Source organism: Myroides sp. WP-1, from assembly GCF_014145635.1.
Taxonomy (GTDB): Bacteria; Bacteroidota; Bacteroidia; order Flavobacteriales; family Flavobacteriaceae; genus Flavobacterium.
This window is the reverse complement of the sequence record NZ_JACHTC010000004.1, coordinates 63,782-80,967: the sequence shown is the minus strand read 5'-3', so window position 1 is coordinate 80,967 and position 17,186 is coordinate 63,782. Positions and strand designations below refer to the sequence as shown.

Below are 17,186 nucleotides of genomic sequence, written 5' to 3'. Positions count from 1 at the left end.
TAATAAATTCGTTAATATTACTTTAGCGCTAATAAAGTATGAATATTCTTCTTTTTTTTCAATAAAAAAACAAATACACTAACTAAGCCAAAGCTTAAAATCGTTCACTTTTTCTCTACTAACGATGAGTTCTTCTTCAAAATCAACGTGTAAGTTCAACTTTAATCGAGAATTGCTATAGGCAATAATTTCTTTAATTGCATCTAAAGAGACAATGTGTTTACGGCTAATGCGAAAAAACTGTTCTGCTTCGATTGTTTTTTCCACCTCATCCAAAGAATGATCTAAAATATAGTCTCTACCTTCTTTTGTTTTGAGATACGTGATTTTGTTTGTGCTAAAAAAACAAGCAATTTCTCCCACAGGAATGATCTTCAATTGCGTTCCAAGCTTAATGAGAAAGCGTTCTTTACTTTCTTTGGGAGAAGTAGACAAAAAGGACTTAAACAAGTTCAATTGTTCGGTAAAGGCAAAAAAGGAAGCGCGTTGTTCGTTGAATTTGTCAATAGCGCCTTTCAAATCTGCATCTCCAATGGGTTTTAATAAATAGTCAATACTATTGAGCTTGAAGGCTCTCAACGCATAAGCATCATATGCAGTGGTAAATACAATGGGGCTTTTCACCTCCACTTGATCAAATATTTCAAACGATAATCCATCCGACAGTTGAATATCCAAGAAGATCAGATCTGGTTCTTCCTCTTGGTTGAACCATTGAACAGCCTCTTCTACACTGGTTAATTTCTCCAATACTTGATACCCTAATTTTTCTATTTTACGCTCCAACAAACGCGCTGCGGGTTTTTCATCTTCAATAATGACAATTCGAAGTGGCTTCATCTTTTAATTTCAATTGATATTCGTATGTATTTTTTAACCGTTCAAATTCCTTTTGCTCTAAATAATCTTGCCATTTGGATAAAAAAGGAAGAGATTCGGCATAGTAAAGAACAAATTGTATGAGCAACAAAACTAACCAAAACAAAGGTAATTCATAAAACATTCGCTCTGAACTTTTATATGTAGCCGTATGAATTCCAACTACCACATCTTCAAATCCAACAAGCTGCTGATAAAGCATAACACCTGTAAATAATACCCAGGCAAAAACTTGAATAAACAGACTTTTTAAATAGCCTATTCTTTTACGTTTATAACGCCAATATTGTTGTTCTACTTCTTTGGTATAAAAATCCATTTTTTCTTTATTTCCAATTATTGGTACGTTTATTCTGTTGCTCCATGTATTCGCGGATTTTGCGATCTTCCCAATCTTTTCCCAAGAAAAAATGATAGTTATACGTCTTCATCCAATCAGCTACCAGTCCTATTCCCCAAGAGAACACTACGATTAAACTCCACATAAATCTTGCATCAGTCATCATGTTTAAGACAATCAAAAAGGTATTCACCATAATATACATGGTTAGGTGGGCGTAAAACTTTTTGATTCGCTCTACGTTCTTTTTTGCTTGAATCAAGATTTCTTGTTCATTTTCTTGTACATCAATTATTCTCATCGGTTCAAAAATTTTAGTTAGGATAGGTATGCGTACGGTAAATTCAGTTTCCGTTTGGTCAACTTTAATCGGTTTATTGGTCAACAATGCGTAGCGATCGGCAATATTGGTTAAACCAATTCCCTTTCGATCTTCATTGAGCTGGCGTAAATTCAAATTATTTGCTACAGCTAGGTAGCCATTCTCTTGTTTAATAATAATATGCAGGGGCTTATTTGAAGTGGCTTTGTTGTGTTTAATTACATTTTCCAACAGCAATTGCAAAGACAAAGGCACCACTTTAGCTCCTTCTTGTTTAATCTCTTGATCAATCTCAAAGGTCAAACTGTCTTCAAAGCGCATTTGCAACAGTTCAATATACGTTTGAGCAAAATCCAATTCCTCTTCTAATGGAACCAATTCTTTGTTCTTTTGATCCAAAATGTAACGATAGGTTTTTGATAAACCACTAGTAAATTCTTGTGCTTTTTCTGGGTTTTCTTCAATTAGGGCATTCAATACATTCAAGCTATTAAACAAAAAGTGAGGATCGAGTTGATTTTTCAAACTTTCAAATTGAGCAGAAACACTTCCTGTTATTACCTTCTGCTCCGCAATACTCATTTTCTTATCTAAAGAAGTAAAGTAGGTATAGTAATATATGTACACCAAGATACTAAAGAAAAAAGCTGTACTAAAAATGGAACTAAAACTACTTGTATCCATAAAATAAGAGAATGATCGTCCCCCTATAAGATGGGTATCAAATATCTTTAATGCTAAACTAACCAACCAGATAAATCCAAAGTTTACTGCGGTTACAATAGCTGTAACTTTGTGTACACTGTTTTCTTTTCCATCTAAGTTTTTAGTCAACTTATTCCAATAATTTTCCTTCCAATATTGATTCACAAGCACAATGATTCCTACGAAAGAAACCAAATACCCCAAAAACAAGGACAAATCCATGAAATGTAGCTTCAATACTTGTGTAAAAAGAATAAAAACGATAAAAGCTAAGAGTACTAATTTTAAGTAATTATTTCTCATTTTGTTTTTTATAAATTTTAATTCCCTTACTAATATTGCTATTTTCTTCCTTTTCCAGTTGTACAGAAGTTTCCTCACTATACGTTGGATTAACAGATAATAACGTCACAAACTGAAAGGCGAATTGTATTAGTGTTACAATCATCAAAAATATAAATTTCATAACTACTTCATTTGATTTACAGGACAAAGATTAGAGAATATAAAATAGAGAAAAAATAATAGTAGATGAACTGTTATTTTAGCACGATGAATTGTAAAAGACAGTAATCTTTTGATTTCCAACCTAGAAAAAACAGAAGCTTCGATTACAAATAAAAAGAACTCATTTATAAGAAAAGAGTTAATAATAATTTTAAATTTGCAGTTCTAATTCGTTTAAAAAATTATGGTTTATAAATTCAGAGTTATCCTTGATACTGAGGAAGATATTTTTCGCGACATCGCTATAGTAGAGGACGATACCTTAGAAGATTTGCACAATGCTATTGTAAATGCATTTGGCTTTGACGGTATGGAAGCGGCTTCATTTTATGCTTGTGACGACAGTTGGACTCAACAAGAGGAAGAGATTTCTCTTTTTGATATGAGCGACGATCAACAAGCGGGAAGAACAATGGCTTCGACATCTATCAATTCGGTTTTAGATGAAGATCAAACGAAAATCATCTACGTTTATGACTTCCTTAATATGTGGACATTCTTCGTTGAATTAGCTGCTGTTGAAGAAGAAGAGCCAGGGGCTTTATATCCTGAATTGTTATTCTCTCATGGTATTTTACCGGACTACATTCCTACGAAGTCATTCTCTGCAGATCCCGTATCAAACGATGATATTTTCGGTGATTTTGACGATGATTACGACGAGGAAGATTATGATATGTTTGAAGGCGATGATAGCTTTACAGACTATGGGGAAGATAATTGGAATTAATTTTTTTTTAATTTTAAAAATAACAGATCTATATAACGATCTACTACATATATAACTATTATGATCAACCTTTTTAATGCACACGTAGAAACTTTATCTATCCATAGAGTTGGAAATAAAAGTAGAAATGAAGCAATCTTTTTATCAGATGAGCCTTACAGTTTAAATGACGAAATCGCGCCTCTTTTAAAAGAATACTTCTTCAAGCCTTTCCGTGAGAAAGAAGAAAATTATTTTCAATTTGTACATGATGTTGATTTAGAGTTCAACGATATGTTTAATTATGCGGCAGAATTATTCAATGCTCCTTCTACAGATAAAGCACATGAAATTTCTCAAAAAATAACGAAACACTTGTTCGAACAATCTAATCATCCGCATATTAAAAATGGAGAAGTTTATGTTACGTATTTAACAAATACTTCTATTGACAACAATGTAGTTGATGCGATTGGAATTTTCAAAAGCGAGATCAAGTCTGACTTCTTACAATTTCAAGAAAACGGTTCAAACCTAGAAATGATCTTACAACAAGGGATCAACTTAAACAAGCTAGACAAAGGTTGTATCATCTTTAATTACAAAAAAGAAGAAGGATATAAAATTCTTACCATAGACAGCAACCGCTATGATGCTCGCTATTGGTTAGAGCACTTTTTAAGTGTAGATATTTTCCAGGATGAAGCATATATGACAAAAAAATACTTGAAATTCTGTCAAGATTTTGCAAAAGATGTAGTACTACCAGCGGAAGACAAGAAAGAAGAAGTGATGTTCATGAATCGTTCTGTAAACTACTTTGCTAAAAACGATGAATTTGAAGAGACGAATTTCTTAAATGAGGTGATTGACAATCCGGATTTAATTTCAGAATTCAAAAACTACAAAGTAGATAAGGGCGAAAAATACAGTATTGAAGATACAACTTCGTTCCCTATTGCTAATAATGCAGTTTCTGATGCGCGTAAGAAGATTAAAAACGTGATTAACTTAGATACGAACATTCAGATTAAGCTTGACTTTATCAACCCTGAAAGTGCAGATAAATTTGTAGAAAAGGGATGGGATGAAGAAAAACAAATGTACTATTACTTAGTATACTTCAACAAGGAGCAAAAATCATAAAGCATAAAAAAACCGAGATTCTAGTCTCGGTTTTTTTTATCTATTTATTTTACGATTATTTTCTCTGTTATTTTGCGTTCTTTACTTTCGTAAACAACAATGTAATTTCCGGTTTTCAATTGAGGAATTTGGATTTTATTCTCTCCTTTTTCCACCGCGAAATCTTGAGTCACTTTTTGTCCTGCCATATTGAAGAAGGCAACACTTCCTTTTTCATCTTTAATCAACACAGTCAATTCACCTTTTGAAACAGGATTCGGATACATACTGAATACTTCTTCTGTCAGTTCAAAATCTTCAATGCCCATATTTTCTCTTGGTGCTTCTAATAAACCTACCGCATACCAAGCATCGTAAACGGCTAAATACTCTTCCGAATTTTCTCCGAACAATTCTTCTGCGGCCGTTAAAGAACCTTCAACTGCATCAGCATACTGTGAATTTCTACCCAACTGTGTAATTAAGGTATGATAGGCAATTTTCTCTGCTCTTTGCATGCCAATGCCCGAAACAACATATTCTTTTGCTGGAGTGATGATTTGACCTTGGCTATCCATAATAGGATCTGTCATTCCACTTCCTCCTTCAGTTAACAAATAGTACCAGTAGTTAATAACACCACTATTGATGTGTACCCCACCGTTGTCCCAGTCCATAAATCCTGTTCCTGCCCAAAATTCACCTTTGTATGTATTGGGTTGTCTCGCATATCCACGTCCTTCTTTCGGGTTTTGCATGTTTCGCATAAAAGGATATGTATTATCTCTTAAGACTCCCATTCCCACGTACCAATCTGCATTATCAACAGAATAGAATTCAATCGATGCTCCAAAAATATCGGCAAACCCCTCATTTAAAGCCCCTGATTCTCCTTGATACTGCAATCCACCTCTTCCGTTGCTATCCACAACTAAATGCGTAAATTCATGTCCTGTTATATCCAAAGCTGTCAATGGATTGTAGTCATTTGACCCTCTTCCAAAGACAAGAACGTTAAATGGCGACGACATAGCTACTGCGTTATTAGGAAACCCTGAATCATCTCCATCCATTAGAACGGGGTTATAATACGCTGTTATTTCTCCACCATTGTTGTCATAACTATCTCTGTTGTGTACTTGACGGTAATAATCATAGGTACGCGCTAATCCCCAATGAACGTCATTAGACGGACTTGGAGCAAAAGTTGGTGTATCACTCTCATATACTGCTCCTTCTTTTATGTAAACACCCCATTTATTTGTTAGTGTTGTTCCATCTAAAGTAGTTAATTTTCTTTCTGCGTCGATTAATTTGTATTTACCATTTTCTAACGTTAAGTCCAACGGTAAATTATTCGCATAAAAACCATCTCCTGAACCGGTTACATTGACGTGAGCTAACAAGGAGATTTCATTTACAATTTCTCCTTTTTCAACACCGACGAAAACGTTTTTACTCATCATTTTTGCATTGGAGAAATCATCAATGCGAACTTTATGCGCTAAAACAAATACTCCCTCTTCTTTTGCAGAACGAATAAATACTGTTTCTACAGGGTAATTGGATGGATTATCACTTGCTATTTTATTAGCTTGAAGTGCGATACTCAATGCTTTATCTGAAGTAATAACTGGTTTTCTATTTACATTTGATCGTAAACTATATAAACTCTTTTTACTTTCTATGTTAATAATAGTTCCATTTACAGAAGTTACTCTTCCTTTTTGATCCTGATGTACAATAAACATTTGTCCTTCTACTGCATACTGCCCAACAAAGTGCTGATAAGTATTGTGTACTTTACCTAAAACATCGGTATAGGTACTTAACAGCTTAAAGGAATTGGTTTCATTTAAACCAAAAAAAGTATTGGCTTTAGCTAAGAACTCTTCTTCTGTCAGGTTTGTCTTCTTATCCATTCGAATAACGAATGAGCCGTAGTCATTCAACGGCTTGTAAGTTGGTAATTGTGTAGCGTAGACCTCTACCGCAACCACCTTATCAAGCTCTACAGTAGCCGCATAGCTATTTCCAATCAATAGGAAGGAAGCTAAAGCTATGTACATAGAAGGAAGCTTTACGTAATTTTTTTTCATGTATTTGTTTTGTTTTGAGTTTGGGTTATTAACATTGTGGAAATATAGCAAAATTTATCTAATATCCATTTAACAAAACATTTATCACAAATATTTAACACGATATAAAAACAAATAAATTTATCCTGTAAATAAACACAACCACTTCTCCAATAAAACAACCATATTATTTCAAAACAAAAAATACGAAGTAAAATAATTAACTTTTATTTCTATTATTTCACAACAATCTTTGTTGACACTTTCCTTGTTTTACTCTCAAAAAACACAATATAATTTCCTGTTTTAAGTTGTGGAATGCGAATTTTATTTTCTCCTTTTTCCACGGTAAAATCTTGAGTTACTTTTTGCCCGGCCATATTGTAGAACGAAACAGTTCCCTGTTCCTCCTTGCTCAAGACAGTTAATTCACCATTTGAAACGGGATTAGGATACATGCTGAACACCTCTTCTGTCAGTTCAAAATCTTCTATTCCCATATTTTCTCTTGGTGATTCCAATAATCCCACGGCGTACCAAGCATCGTAAACGGCGAAATATTCTTCAGATTCTTCACCAAACAGGTCAATTGCAGCTGTTAAAGTACCTTCAACTGCATCAGCGTACTGTGAATTACTTCCCAATTGACTCATCAGCGTATGGTAGGCAATTTTTTCTGCCTTTTGTATACCTATTCCCGATACGACATACTCTTTTGCTGGAGTGATCACTTCATTTTGTGTATTTTTAATCGGATCTGTTATTCCGCTTCCGCCCTCAGCTAGCAAATAGTACCAGTAATTCATCACCCCACTATTCACGTGAACACCGCCATTATCCCAAGCTCCAAATCTTGTATCCGCCCAGTTTTGTCCTTTGTATGTATGAGGTTGTTTACTCGTTGGGTGATTGTTTTTAGGGTCTTGCATACTGCGCATATAGCTATAACCAGATAAGTTGACAATACCATCTCCAATCAGCCAATCAGCATCATTTGTAGCAAAATGTTCAATAGACGTACCAAAAACATCGGCAAATCCTTCATTTAACGCACCTGATTCACCTTGGTATTGCAAACCACCGCGTCCGTTATTTCCCACAACCAAATGACTGAATTCATGACCTACTACATCCAAAGTGACCAACGGATTAAAGTAGCCTGATCCACGACCAAAAACCAAGAAATTTCCACGGGAATTATGCATGGCAAACGCATTGTCTGGAAAACCTGAATTTGAATCTCCATCTAAAAAAATAGGATTGTAATATGCCATAATTTCTCCGTCATTTCCGTCAAAGCTATTTCTATGGTGTACTTCTTTGTAGTAATCATAGGTTCTCACTAATCCCCAATGCAAATCATTTACAGGGCTTTGAGGAAAAGTAGTTGTTGATGACTCAATCAAATCTCCTAATCCGCCGTAGAAATCCCATTCACTACTCATATTTTCAGCGTTGAATGTAGTAATCTTGCGGTCGGTATCTACCATTTGGTACTTTCCGTTTTCGGCTGTTAACTCCAACGGTAAATTGGGACGGTAATATCCATTTCCATTACCTCGAACATTAGCATGTGCAATAAGAGAAACTTCGTTTACGATCGCGCCATTTTCAACATCTACGAACACATTTTTACTCATCAAACGCTGTTCGCTTATATCATCGACGCGAATCTTATGTGCCAAAACAAAAAGACCTTCCTCTTTCGCCGATTTGACAAAAACAGTTTCTATCGGGGAATCTTGGGATTGATCTATTTTGATTTGATTTGCCTTAAACGCAATCCTCACCGCTTTCTCTTTCGAAATCACAGGTTTTTTCTTGACATTGCTGCGCAAGCTGTATGTACTTTTTTTGTTTTCAATGGTAATAATAGTACCATTGACAGAAGTCACGCGTCCTTTCGCATCACTGTGTACAATAAACATCTGCCCTTCTACGGGATACTGTCCTACAAAATGTTGGTACGTATTATGTACTTTCCCTACATTATCAGTATAATGGTGTATTAATTGAAATGTATTGGTTTCATTCATACCAAAAAAAGACTGAGCTTGGGCTAAAAACTCTTTTTCGGTCCAATTAGATTTTGAATCCATGCGAATCACAAAGGAGCCATAATCGTTTACAGGTGTATAAGCGGGTAGTTGTGGAGCATATACTTCCACACCAACTGTTCTATCCTCATTTATTGAATTTGCATAGCTAGAACCTATCCATAAAAAGGAAGCTAGTGCTGTATATAAAATCGGAATGCGTACATAATTTTGTTTCATTAGCTTTTGTTATTTAGATTAAATTAAATTAAAGTCGAAATATACCACAAATAACTTGATGAAACATTAACAAAACAACTACTGCTAATTTTTAACACTCACTATGCAATTTTATATCTTTTATACATACGAACTCCTCCTACTTTCTATACAATTATTTCATCTTTTAGAAAAAAGGTTTCTTTCTAAGTTGCATTTTCTTTTCTATTTTTGAGTTTTCTTTTCTTTATTTTTACACTTTCTACGTCATTCTAAAAAACACAATTGAAATTTGAAAGTAGTACACTACAACTCACAGCTTAAAAACGACTGGAACAACATGCTTCAACAAGCAATGAATGCCAGTTTTTTATTCCACCGAGATTTTATGGAGTATCACCAAGATCGCTTTTGTGATCACTCGCTTTTAATTTACGAAGACAACGAATTACTAGCACTTCTTCCCGCTCATTTGGAAGACGGAGTACTCTGCAGTCATTTTGGATTGAGTTATGGCGGGATTATTCATGCATCATCTTTGACCTTTACGCAGTTTATTGCTGTTATTGAAGCCCTTGCTCAACATTGTAAATCACAGGGAATTCACTCTCTTATTCTCAATGAAATACCTACTATCTACAGCCAAACCCCAACCAATAACCTCGCCTTTTTAAGCAGCGCATTGAATGGGAATTTGCTCAGTGTTCAACTGTTATCTACGTTGGATTTAGCAAACCCTAATCCGCTAAATACCAACAGAAAAAGAATGATACAAAAAGGAAAAAAACAGGGATACTACATAGCAGAAGATCCTTCAGCTACTTCTTTTTGGCAAGCTGTACTTGAGCCGCGTTTGCAAGAGCGCTATCACACGACTCCTGTACACACACTAGAAGAAATCAGCCAATTGATGGAAGCTTTTCCGCAAAATATCAAACAAATGAATGTATACAACGCACAAGGTGAAATTGCAGGGGGAACAACGCTGTTTATACATCCTCAAGTGGTTCATTTACAATATATAGCTGGTAAGGAGGAAGACAATAAGAATGGGGCACTTGATTTGCTTATGCATACGCTTATTGAACAATATAAATCGACGAAGCGCTATTTTGATTTTGGCAGTAGTCATAGTAGTCCAAAACAGCTTAATCAGGGTTTACTCTATTGGAAAGAGAGTTTTGGTGCGCGCAGTGTGCCGCAGTATTGTTATGTCTTTACGATTGAAAACCTTTTGCAATCGCATGCGTTAATCGGGGGATAATCCTTATTTTTGTGGGCATTGATTTTGTTTGACTTGAACCATGGCACAATCGTTTTCCATACCGTACAACCGCTTGATACAAATAGACAAGGCTTCTACAACGCCCGTCTATATGCAGATTGCCAATCAGTTTAGCAACGCAATTCAACGCAATATTATTCCGGTTCAAACGAAATTACCTGGAAGCAGAAAATTAGCAGAGCTGTTAGGAGTTAACCGCAATACTATTATTGCGGCTTTTGACGAACTTACCACGCAAGGTTGGCTAGTAAGCTATCCCAATCAAGGAACGTTTGTTCATCATCCTAGACAGCAAATACACAGCAACTCACACTCTTTTCCTCCAACAACAGGGTATACTTTTCGCACAGACAACCGTTTAGATTTGCCCTATGACCAACATCCTTGTACGTATTATTTTACAGATGGTACACCTGACATTCGATTAGGATTTCAAGAAGAACTTGCAGCTATCTTCAGTGCCAATCTCAAGCGAAAACAACATAGTACCTACTTTGATCCTTATACAAAAAAAGCAGAACTACGCTTTAAAAAACAAGTAGTCAATTACCTCAACGTAACGCGAAATATTCAGGCGAGTCCGGCAAATTTAGTAACAACAACTAGTACAACTTCAGCTTTATCTCTTTGTGTAAGGCTCTTGCTTCAGGCAGGGGATCAAGTGGCCATTACCGAATACAGCTATTATGGCAGCAATGTCATTTTACAACATACAGGAGCCCAGTTGCACCCGATTCCCTTACTCCAAGAGGGGATTGACTTGGATGCGTTAGAAAAATTGTGTCAGCAAATACCACTCCGCCTAGTTTATTTGAGTGTTAACCATCAGTATCCAACGACGTTTTCCCTCCCTGCACAACAACGAATGAAGCTGTTGCAACTGGCACAACACTATGGATTTATTCTTTTGGAAGATGATGTCAATTTTGATTTTCACTACAACCACACCCCTCCACTTCCTTTGTTAAGTGGGGATACTAAGGGTATGGTGATTTACCTCAGTTCGATCGGAAAATCATTGGCTCCTGATTTTACAACGGGAATTATCGTTGCACCAGAAAATCTCATCGCAGAATTAGAAAAACACAAGGCCTTACTCGAGAATGAAAGTAACTATTTTACGGCTCATACCTTAGCGGAATTGATAGATGAGGGTGCTTTGTATAGACATCAGGTGAAAGTCAACAAGATCTACAAAGAGAGACGCGACTACTGCTGTGAAGTTCTTCGTACTTTATGGGGTGATTCCATTGATTTTACAGTACCCGAAGGGGATTTAGCCGTTTGGATTACCTTCAGGCAACCGATCAATTTAATGCGGGTACGCACGTTTTGTATGCTCAACAATCTGTATATTCCCACAACTTTGTTGTATCAAAGCAAGAAGTTAACAGGCATGCGCTTGGGGTTTGCTCATCTTAGTTTAGAAGAATTAGAGCATTGCTTGTCTATTTTTCATCAGGCTTGTTTGGCTTAATAAAAAAAACCGAGCCTAAAAAGACTCGGTTCTTCCATTATAACTATAAAAACTTTAGGGTTCTTATTTTACTTCTTCGTACTCCACATCTTGAGGTCCTTCAGCATCTCCTCCACCTTGGTTAGCCCCTTGGTTTGGTTGAGCGTCTTGTGCACCTCCTTGTTGAGCCTCAGCTTGTGCTTTGTACATTTCTTCAGAAGCTGCTTTCCAAGCCTCGTTGATTTTGTCTAAAGCTGGAGTAATTGTAGCTACGTCTTTTGTTTCGTATGCTTTTTTCAACTCCTCTAAAGCACCTTCAATCGCCGTTTTATTCGCTGCTGACAATTTATCTCCAAATTCTTTCAATTGCTTGTCTGTTTGGAAAATCATCGCGTCTGCCTCGTTAATTTTATCCGCCGATTCTTTTGCTCTTTTATCTGCATCAGCATTTGCTTCTGCTTCTTTTTTCATTCTTTCGATTTCTTCTTCTGTCAATCCTGATGAAGCTTCAATACGAATGTCATGTGATTTACCTGTTCCTTTATCTGTTGCAGATACTTTGATGATTCCGTTAGCATCAATATCGAATGTTACTTCAATTTGAGGCACACCTCTTTGTGCAGGTGGAATACCGTCTAAGTGGAAACGACCAATTGTTTTGTTGTCGTTTGCCATCGGTCTCTCTCCTTGTAATACGTGGATTTCAACGGATGGTTGGTTATCTGCAGCTGTAGAGAACACTTGTGATTTTTTCGTTGGAATTGTTGTATTCGCATCGATTAATTTCGTAAACACACCTCCCATTGTTTCAATACCTAATGAAAGTGGTGTAACGTCTAATAACAATACGTCTTTTACATCTCCTGTTAATACCCCACCTTGAATAGCAGCTCCAATAGCAACTACCTCATCTGGATTTACTCCTTTGTGTGGTTTTTTACCGAAGAATTTCTCTACTTCTTCTTGAATTCTTGGGATACGTGTAGATCCACCTACTAAGATTACCTCATCGATATCTGATTTTGACAATCCAGCATCTTTTAATGCTTTTTCACAAGGGATCATTGAACGACGTACTAAATCATCTGACAATTGTTCGAATTTCGCTCTTGTCAACGTTTGCACCAAGTGTTTCGGTCCTGAAGCTGTAGCCGTGATATACGGTAAGTTGATCTCTGTTTGTGTAGCAGATGACAACTCTACTTTTGCTTTCTCAGCTGCTTCTTTTAAACGTTGTAATGCCATTGCATCTTTGCGCAAATCTACACCTTCTGCACTGTTAAATTCTTCTGCTAACCAGTTGATGATTACGTTATCAAAGTCATCTCCTCCTAAGTGTGTATCTCCGTTTGTAGATAGTACTTCGAATACTCCATCACCTAATTCTAAGATCGAAATATCAAATGTACCTCCACCTAAATCGTATACAACTACTTTTTGATCTTTTCCTGTTTTGTCTAATCCGTACGCTAAAGCAGCCGCTGTTGGCTCGTTAATGATACGTCTTACTTTTAATCCTGCAATTTCACCTGCTTCTTTTGTTGCCTGACGTTGTGCGTCATTAAAATACGCTGGTACAGTAATTACAGCTTCTGTTACTTCTTGTCCTAAGAAATCCTCTGCTGTTTTCTTCATTTTTTGTAAAGTCATTGCAGAAATTTCTTGCGGTGTGTATAAACGTCCGTCAATATCAACGCGAGGGGTATCGTTATCTCCTTTCACTACACTGTAAGGTACAGCTGTAATTTCTCCAGGGATTTGGCTGAATTTCTCACCCATGAATCTCTTGATAGACGCTACTGTTTTTGTAGGGTTAGTTACTGCCTGACGTTTTGCAGGGTCTCCAACTTTAATTTCTCCTCCTTCAACAAATGCTACAACTGAAGGTGTTGTTCTTTTTCCTTCTGCATTCGTGATTACTACTGGCTCGTTACCTTCCATTACAGAAACACATGAGTTCGTAGTTCCTAAGTCAATACCAATTATTTTACTCATAATATGTTTATCGTTTACTTTTATACTTATTTTCGTTTGATGAGCTTCAAGCTCGGTTACTATTAGTCAATCTTTGTGCCAAGAACAATCTGTGCCATTTCTGACTCTTTTTTTGTGAAATTTTCTTTTTCGCAATGTCACTTTGTCACAAAACAAGTCATTTCACCTCTTTTCTCTACCAACTTCGTCAGGTTTACTGACAGCCATTTTACCACACTATTCCTATCTATTCTCTTAAATACCTATACTTTCCACTCCTTCTCTTCTAATTTACCCCGAATTCGATGTACAATTCATCGACTAAAACTTTAATTAGGGTATACGTTAAATCCAATTCCGACCGTTGTGACTCCGCACTTTTTACTTATCTTCGTAACGATTAAATCATGCAACATTATGGAATGTATATCTGTTTTTGATATGCTCAAGATTGGCGTTGGACCTTCGAGCTCACACACATTAGGTCCTTGGAGAGCCGCAGAGCTTTTCTTGAAAGAACTAAAAGAACGTCAACTATTTAACCAAGTGCAAGAGCTAACTGTAGACTTATTCGGTTCGCTTTCTTTAACTGGTGTTGGACACGCAACGGACTTGGCAGTCATGCTAGGACTTAGCGGTGCCGATCCAGAATATGTTCCCGTAGAAAATATCAGTGCTATTATAGCCGAAATTAATACGACTAAAACCATCAACTTAGGGGCTGAATTGCTCCTCGCGTTTGATCCTAAAGTCAATATCGTTTTCAATAAAAACTTCTTGCCTTTCCATGCCAATGGGATGACCTTTACGGTACAAACAAAATCAGGAGAAACGTATGCATCTACTTTTTACTCGATTGGCGGTGGATTTGTCGTGAAAGAAGAAAGTGCTGAAAATGCAAAAAACGATGAGATTAAAGCGAGTTTTCCTTATCCTATTGACAAGGCTACTGAATTGTTAGCCTACTGCAAAGAACAAAATATGACGGTTTCTCAACTGGTTTATGAAAATGAAAAGTCTTTGCGCAGTGAGGATGAGATTCACCGCGAACTCATGCGCGTATGGAACACCATGCTCGAATGTATGTACATTGGCTGTCATACGGAAGGGGTTTTACCTGGGGGGCTCAATGTACGCAGACGTGCATATGATTCACACCAAAACCTCAAAAGCGATTTGCCCTACACCAATCCACAAGAATGGTTGCAAACGATTCGCAAAACAAAGGTATACTTCCGCCAAATCTTGAAATGGGTAAGTTGCTTTGCCCTTGCAGTGAATGAGGTAAATGCGTCTTTAGGACGTGTGGTTACTGCTCCAACTAATGGTAGTGCGGGTGTGATTCCGGCGGTATTGATGTACTACCTAGTCATCGAAAACCACAAAGCCAGTGAAAAAGAAATCAAACAATTCTTACTTGTAGCGGGTGAAATTGGCAGTATCTTCAAAAAAGGTGCGACTATCTCAGCTGCCATGGGTGGTTGTCAGGCAGAAATTGGCGTATCTAGTGCGATGGCCGCTGGTGCATTATGTGAATTGATGGGCGGTTGTCCGGAACAAGTGATGATGGCTGCTGAAATTGCCATGGAACACCACTTAGGACTAACCTGTGATCCTATCGGTGGATTGGTGCAAATTCCATGTATCGAACGCAATGCTATGGGTGCCATTAAAGCGATTAACGCCGCTGAATTAGCACTGGATACTGATCCTAAAAATGCTAAAGTACCGCTGGATAAAGTGGTAAGTACCATGTGGGAAACGGCTAAAGACATGAACAACAAATACAAAGAAACTTCAGAAGGCGGATTGGCTGTAGCGGTGAACTTATCGGATTGCTAGATTGGTTAACAGTTATCGGTTAACGGAAAATATTAATAATTAAGATAAACCATCCCTTTGTAGGGGTGGTTTTTTTTGTTTGGTGAGATGATGAGGTGGTGAAATCGAAACGAAGTGAAGATTCATCGAACACCAAAACAAATATAAAATAGGTGAGATAGATGGTGAGGTGGTGAAATCGAAACGAAGTGAAAATCGAAACGCAGTGAAAATCGAAACGAAGTGTAGATTCATCGAACACCAAAACAAATATAAAATAGGTGAGATAGATGGTGAGGTGGTGAAATCGAAACGAAGTGAAAATCGAAACGAAGTGAAAATCGAAACGAAATGAAAATCGAAACGAAGTGAAGATTCATCGAACACAAAAACCAATATAAACTAGGTGAGATAGATGGTGAGGTGATGAGGTGGTGAGTTTCTCATTGAGACAACAAACAAACAAACAAACAAACAAACAAACAAACAAACAAACAAAAAAAAAAAAATCTAAGTCTACCGATAACCCATAACCGATAAACCCGATAGCGCGGATTTGCACCTTAAATCCGCGCCATCGGGGGTTATTTGTTTTCTTTCATATTAAACCCCAATCTTTCAAAATCATTAAAATAAAAATTAAAGAGAAAATTACTCCCATAATAAAAGATTTAAGAGAAAATAGATTACTGTAAAGAGTTCTATTTTTATCCCAAAAATTCTTTTTCCTAATTGTGTGAATAACTGTATAAACACATAATAACAATAATATATATACTAAAACTCTACTTATCATATCCTGGATAAAATGGTCCTACTAAATTACTTCTACCATAATCAATGGCTTTATCTGTTCCCATTATAAGCATATCTATTATAGGCCCTTCTACATTATTTAATGGTACTTTTTTTAATAGCATTGGTGCTAAAACATTGGTTGCTGTTTTTGTTACAGCTTGTTCTGGATTATTCATATTTATAGTTTCTGAATTAAAAACACCATCTAACACTTCTAACCCCGCACCAATTCCTCCAGTTACTAAACTAATTGTTCCTAATACAGCTCCAACTGGTGTAGCAAATCCTGTAGCAGTTGACGTCGCAGCACCTACAGCTGTCAAATCTCCTATACCTGAGAATACAGAAGCGACCTGTTGTGTATAACTTTTGTTCCAATTTATAGTAGTGCCTCCTTCTGTAATATGTGTTGCTTCTTGAACACTTTTGTAATTTCCTCCATTAACACTATATATTCCTCCTTGTTTGAAGTCGATTGTCTCGCCTAATCCAGAATTACCAGTCCCTTCTTTAAAAACATTTGTAACATTTTTATATCCTTTGGTTTGAGCTTCATTAACACTTTTTACTCCTGAATCGTATGTTATAAAACTTTGTCCATGCGATTCATGTTTTACCCAATCTTCACCTATCATCCCCGTAGGATCTGTAAAACGAATTGGATTATTAAACGTAGAAGCATAAGGATTCCAATTTGGCATCTTCTCCGCCAACGGATCGACATTCATCCATCGACCAATTGCAGCATCATAATTACGAGCGCCGTAATCGTACAGGTTTAATCCCAATTCGTCTTGGTACTCCTTTGTATTATAACGATACTTATAGTTCTTACCTATCGTATTATTCTTCTCGTTATAGCCACTGTGTGCCAATCCAAAAGGATAATAGTTCGTTTCTTCAATGTTCTCACCAACATCTATTTTGTCGTT

The 17,186-nt window shown here is 36.6% G+C and carries 13 protein-coding genes; 5 read left to right on the top strand and 8 right to left on the bottom strand.

Annotation, left to right across the window (positions count from 1 at the left end; genetic code table 11):
- Positions 1-78 precede the first annotated feature (78 nt).
- Genes H4K33_RS05320 through H4K33_RS05305 form a run of 4 tightly spaced genes read right to left on the bottom strand, consistent with a single transcriptional unit; the run spans position 79 to position 2,712 of the window.
- Positions 79-840 carry a LytTR family DNA-binding domain-containing protein gene (locus H4K33_RS05320; protein ID WP_182647436.1) on the bottom strand — a complete coding sequence of 254 codons (762 nt, stop codon included), beginning with the start codon at positions 838-840 and terminating at the stop codon, positions 79-81.
- Positions 812-1,198: a hypothetical protein gene (locus tag H4K33_RS05315; RefSeq protein ID WP_182647435.1), complete on the bottom strand. Its 387-nt coding sequence runs from the start codon at positions 1,196-1,198 to the stop codon at positions 812-814. Before H4K33_RS05315 ends, H4K33_RS05320 begins: the two co-directional genes overlap by 29 nt.
- 7 nt (positions 1,199-1,205) lie before the next feature.
- Positions 1,206-2,549, bottom strand: coding sequence for a 2TM domain-containing protein (locus H4K33_RS05310; RefSeq protein WP_182647434.1), 1,344 nt, complete (start codon positions 2,547-2,549; stop codon positions 1,206-1,208).
- Positions 2,539-2,712 carry a hypothetical protein gene (locus H4K33_RS05305; protein ID WP_182647433.1) on the bottom strand — a complete coding sequence of 58 codons (174 nt, stop codon included), beginning with the start codon at positions 2,710-2,712 and terminating at the stop codon, positions 2,539-2,541. Before H4K33_RS05305 ends, H4K33_RS05310 begins: the two co-directional genes overlap by 11 nt.
- A 225-nt stretch (positions 2,713-2,937) precedes the next feature.
- On the opposite strand from H4K33_RS05305, the gene H4K33_RS05300 reads away from it, so the two are divergent.
- Together H4K33_RS05300 and H4K33_RS05295 are read left to right on the top strand one after the other, a co-directional pair.
- On the top strand, positions 2,938-3,483 hold the full coding sequence (locus tag H4K33_RS05300) for a hypothetical protein (protein ID WP_182647432.1): 546 nt from the start codon (positions 2,938-2,940) through the stop codon (positions 3,481-3,483).
- Between the two features lie 60 nt (positions 3,484-3,543).
- The gene (locus H4K33_RS05295; RefSeq protein ID WP_182647431.1) at positions 3,544-4,608 is read left to right on the top strand and encodes a nucleoid-associated protein; all 1,065 of its coding nucleotides are present in this window, start codon (positions 3,544-3,546) and stop codon (positions 4,606-4,608) included.
- Between the two features lie 44 nt (positions 4,609-4,652).
- Here the strand turns inward: H4K33_RS05295 and H4K33_RS05290 are convergent, their stop codons facing one another.
- Positions 4,653-6,686 (bottom strand): M4 family metallopeptidase, encoded by a 2,034-nt coding sequence (locus H4K33_RS05290; protein WP_182647430.1) that lies wholly within the window; start codon positions 6,684-6,686, stop codon positions 4,653-4,655.
- Between the two features lie 215 nt (positions 6,687-6,901).
- Positions 6,902-8,941: a M4 family metallopeptidase gene (locus tag H4K33_RS05285; protein WP_182647429.1), complete on the bottom strand. Its 2,040-nt coding sequence runs from the start codon at positions 8,939-8,941 to the stop codon at positions 6,902-6,904.
- Between the two features lie 271 nt (positions 8,942-9,212).
- Between H4K33_RS05285 and H4K33_RS05280 the strand changes: the two genes are divergently transcribed.
- On the top strand, positions 9,213-10,184 hold the full coding sequence (locus tag H4K33_RS05280; RefSeq protein ID WP_255493561.1) for a GNAT family N-acetyltransferase: 972 nt from the start codon (positions 9,213-9,215) through the stop codon (positions 10,182-10,184).
- Between the two features lie 40 nt (positions 10,185-10,224).
- Entirely contained in the window at positions 10,225-11,682 is a 1,458-nt protein-coding gene (locus H4K33_RS05275; RefSeq protein WP_182647428.1) for a PLP-dependent aminotransferase family protein, read from the top strand.
- A gap of 63 nt (positions 11,683-11,745) precedes the next feature.
- Here H4K33_RS05275 and dnaK read toward each other — a convergent pair whose 3' ends face one another.
- A complete protein-coding gene (gene dnaK / locus H4K33_RS05270; RefSeq protein ID WP_182647427.1) occupies positions 11,746-13,656 on the bottom strand; it encodes a molecular chaperone DnaK in 1,911 nt (636 codons plus the stop codon).
- Between the two features lie 396 nt (positions 13,657-14,052).
- On the opposite strand from dnaK, the gene H4K33_RS05265 reads away from it, so the two are divergent.
- Positions 14,053-15,477 carry an L-serine ammonia-lyase gene (locus tag H4K33_RS05265; RefSeq protein ID WP_182647426.1) on the top strand — a complete coding sequence of 475 codons (1,425 nt, stop codon included), beginning with the start codon at positions 14,053-14,055 and terminating at the stop codon, positions 15,475-15,477.
- A gap of 764 nt (positions 15,478-16,241) precedes the next feature.
- Here H4K33_RS05265 and H4K33_RS05260 read toward each other — a convergent pair.
- Positions 16,242-17,159 (bottom strand): RHS repeat-associated core domain-containing protein, encoded by a 918-nt coding sequence (locus tag H4K33_RS05260; RefSeq protein WP_370576663.1) that lies wholly within the window; start codon positions 17,157-17,159, stop codon positions 16,242-16,244.
- Positions 17,160-17,186: the final 27 nt, after the last annotated feature.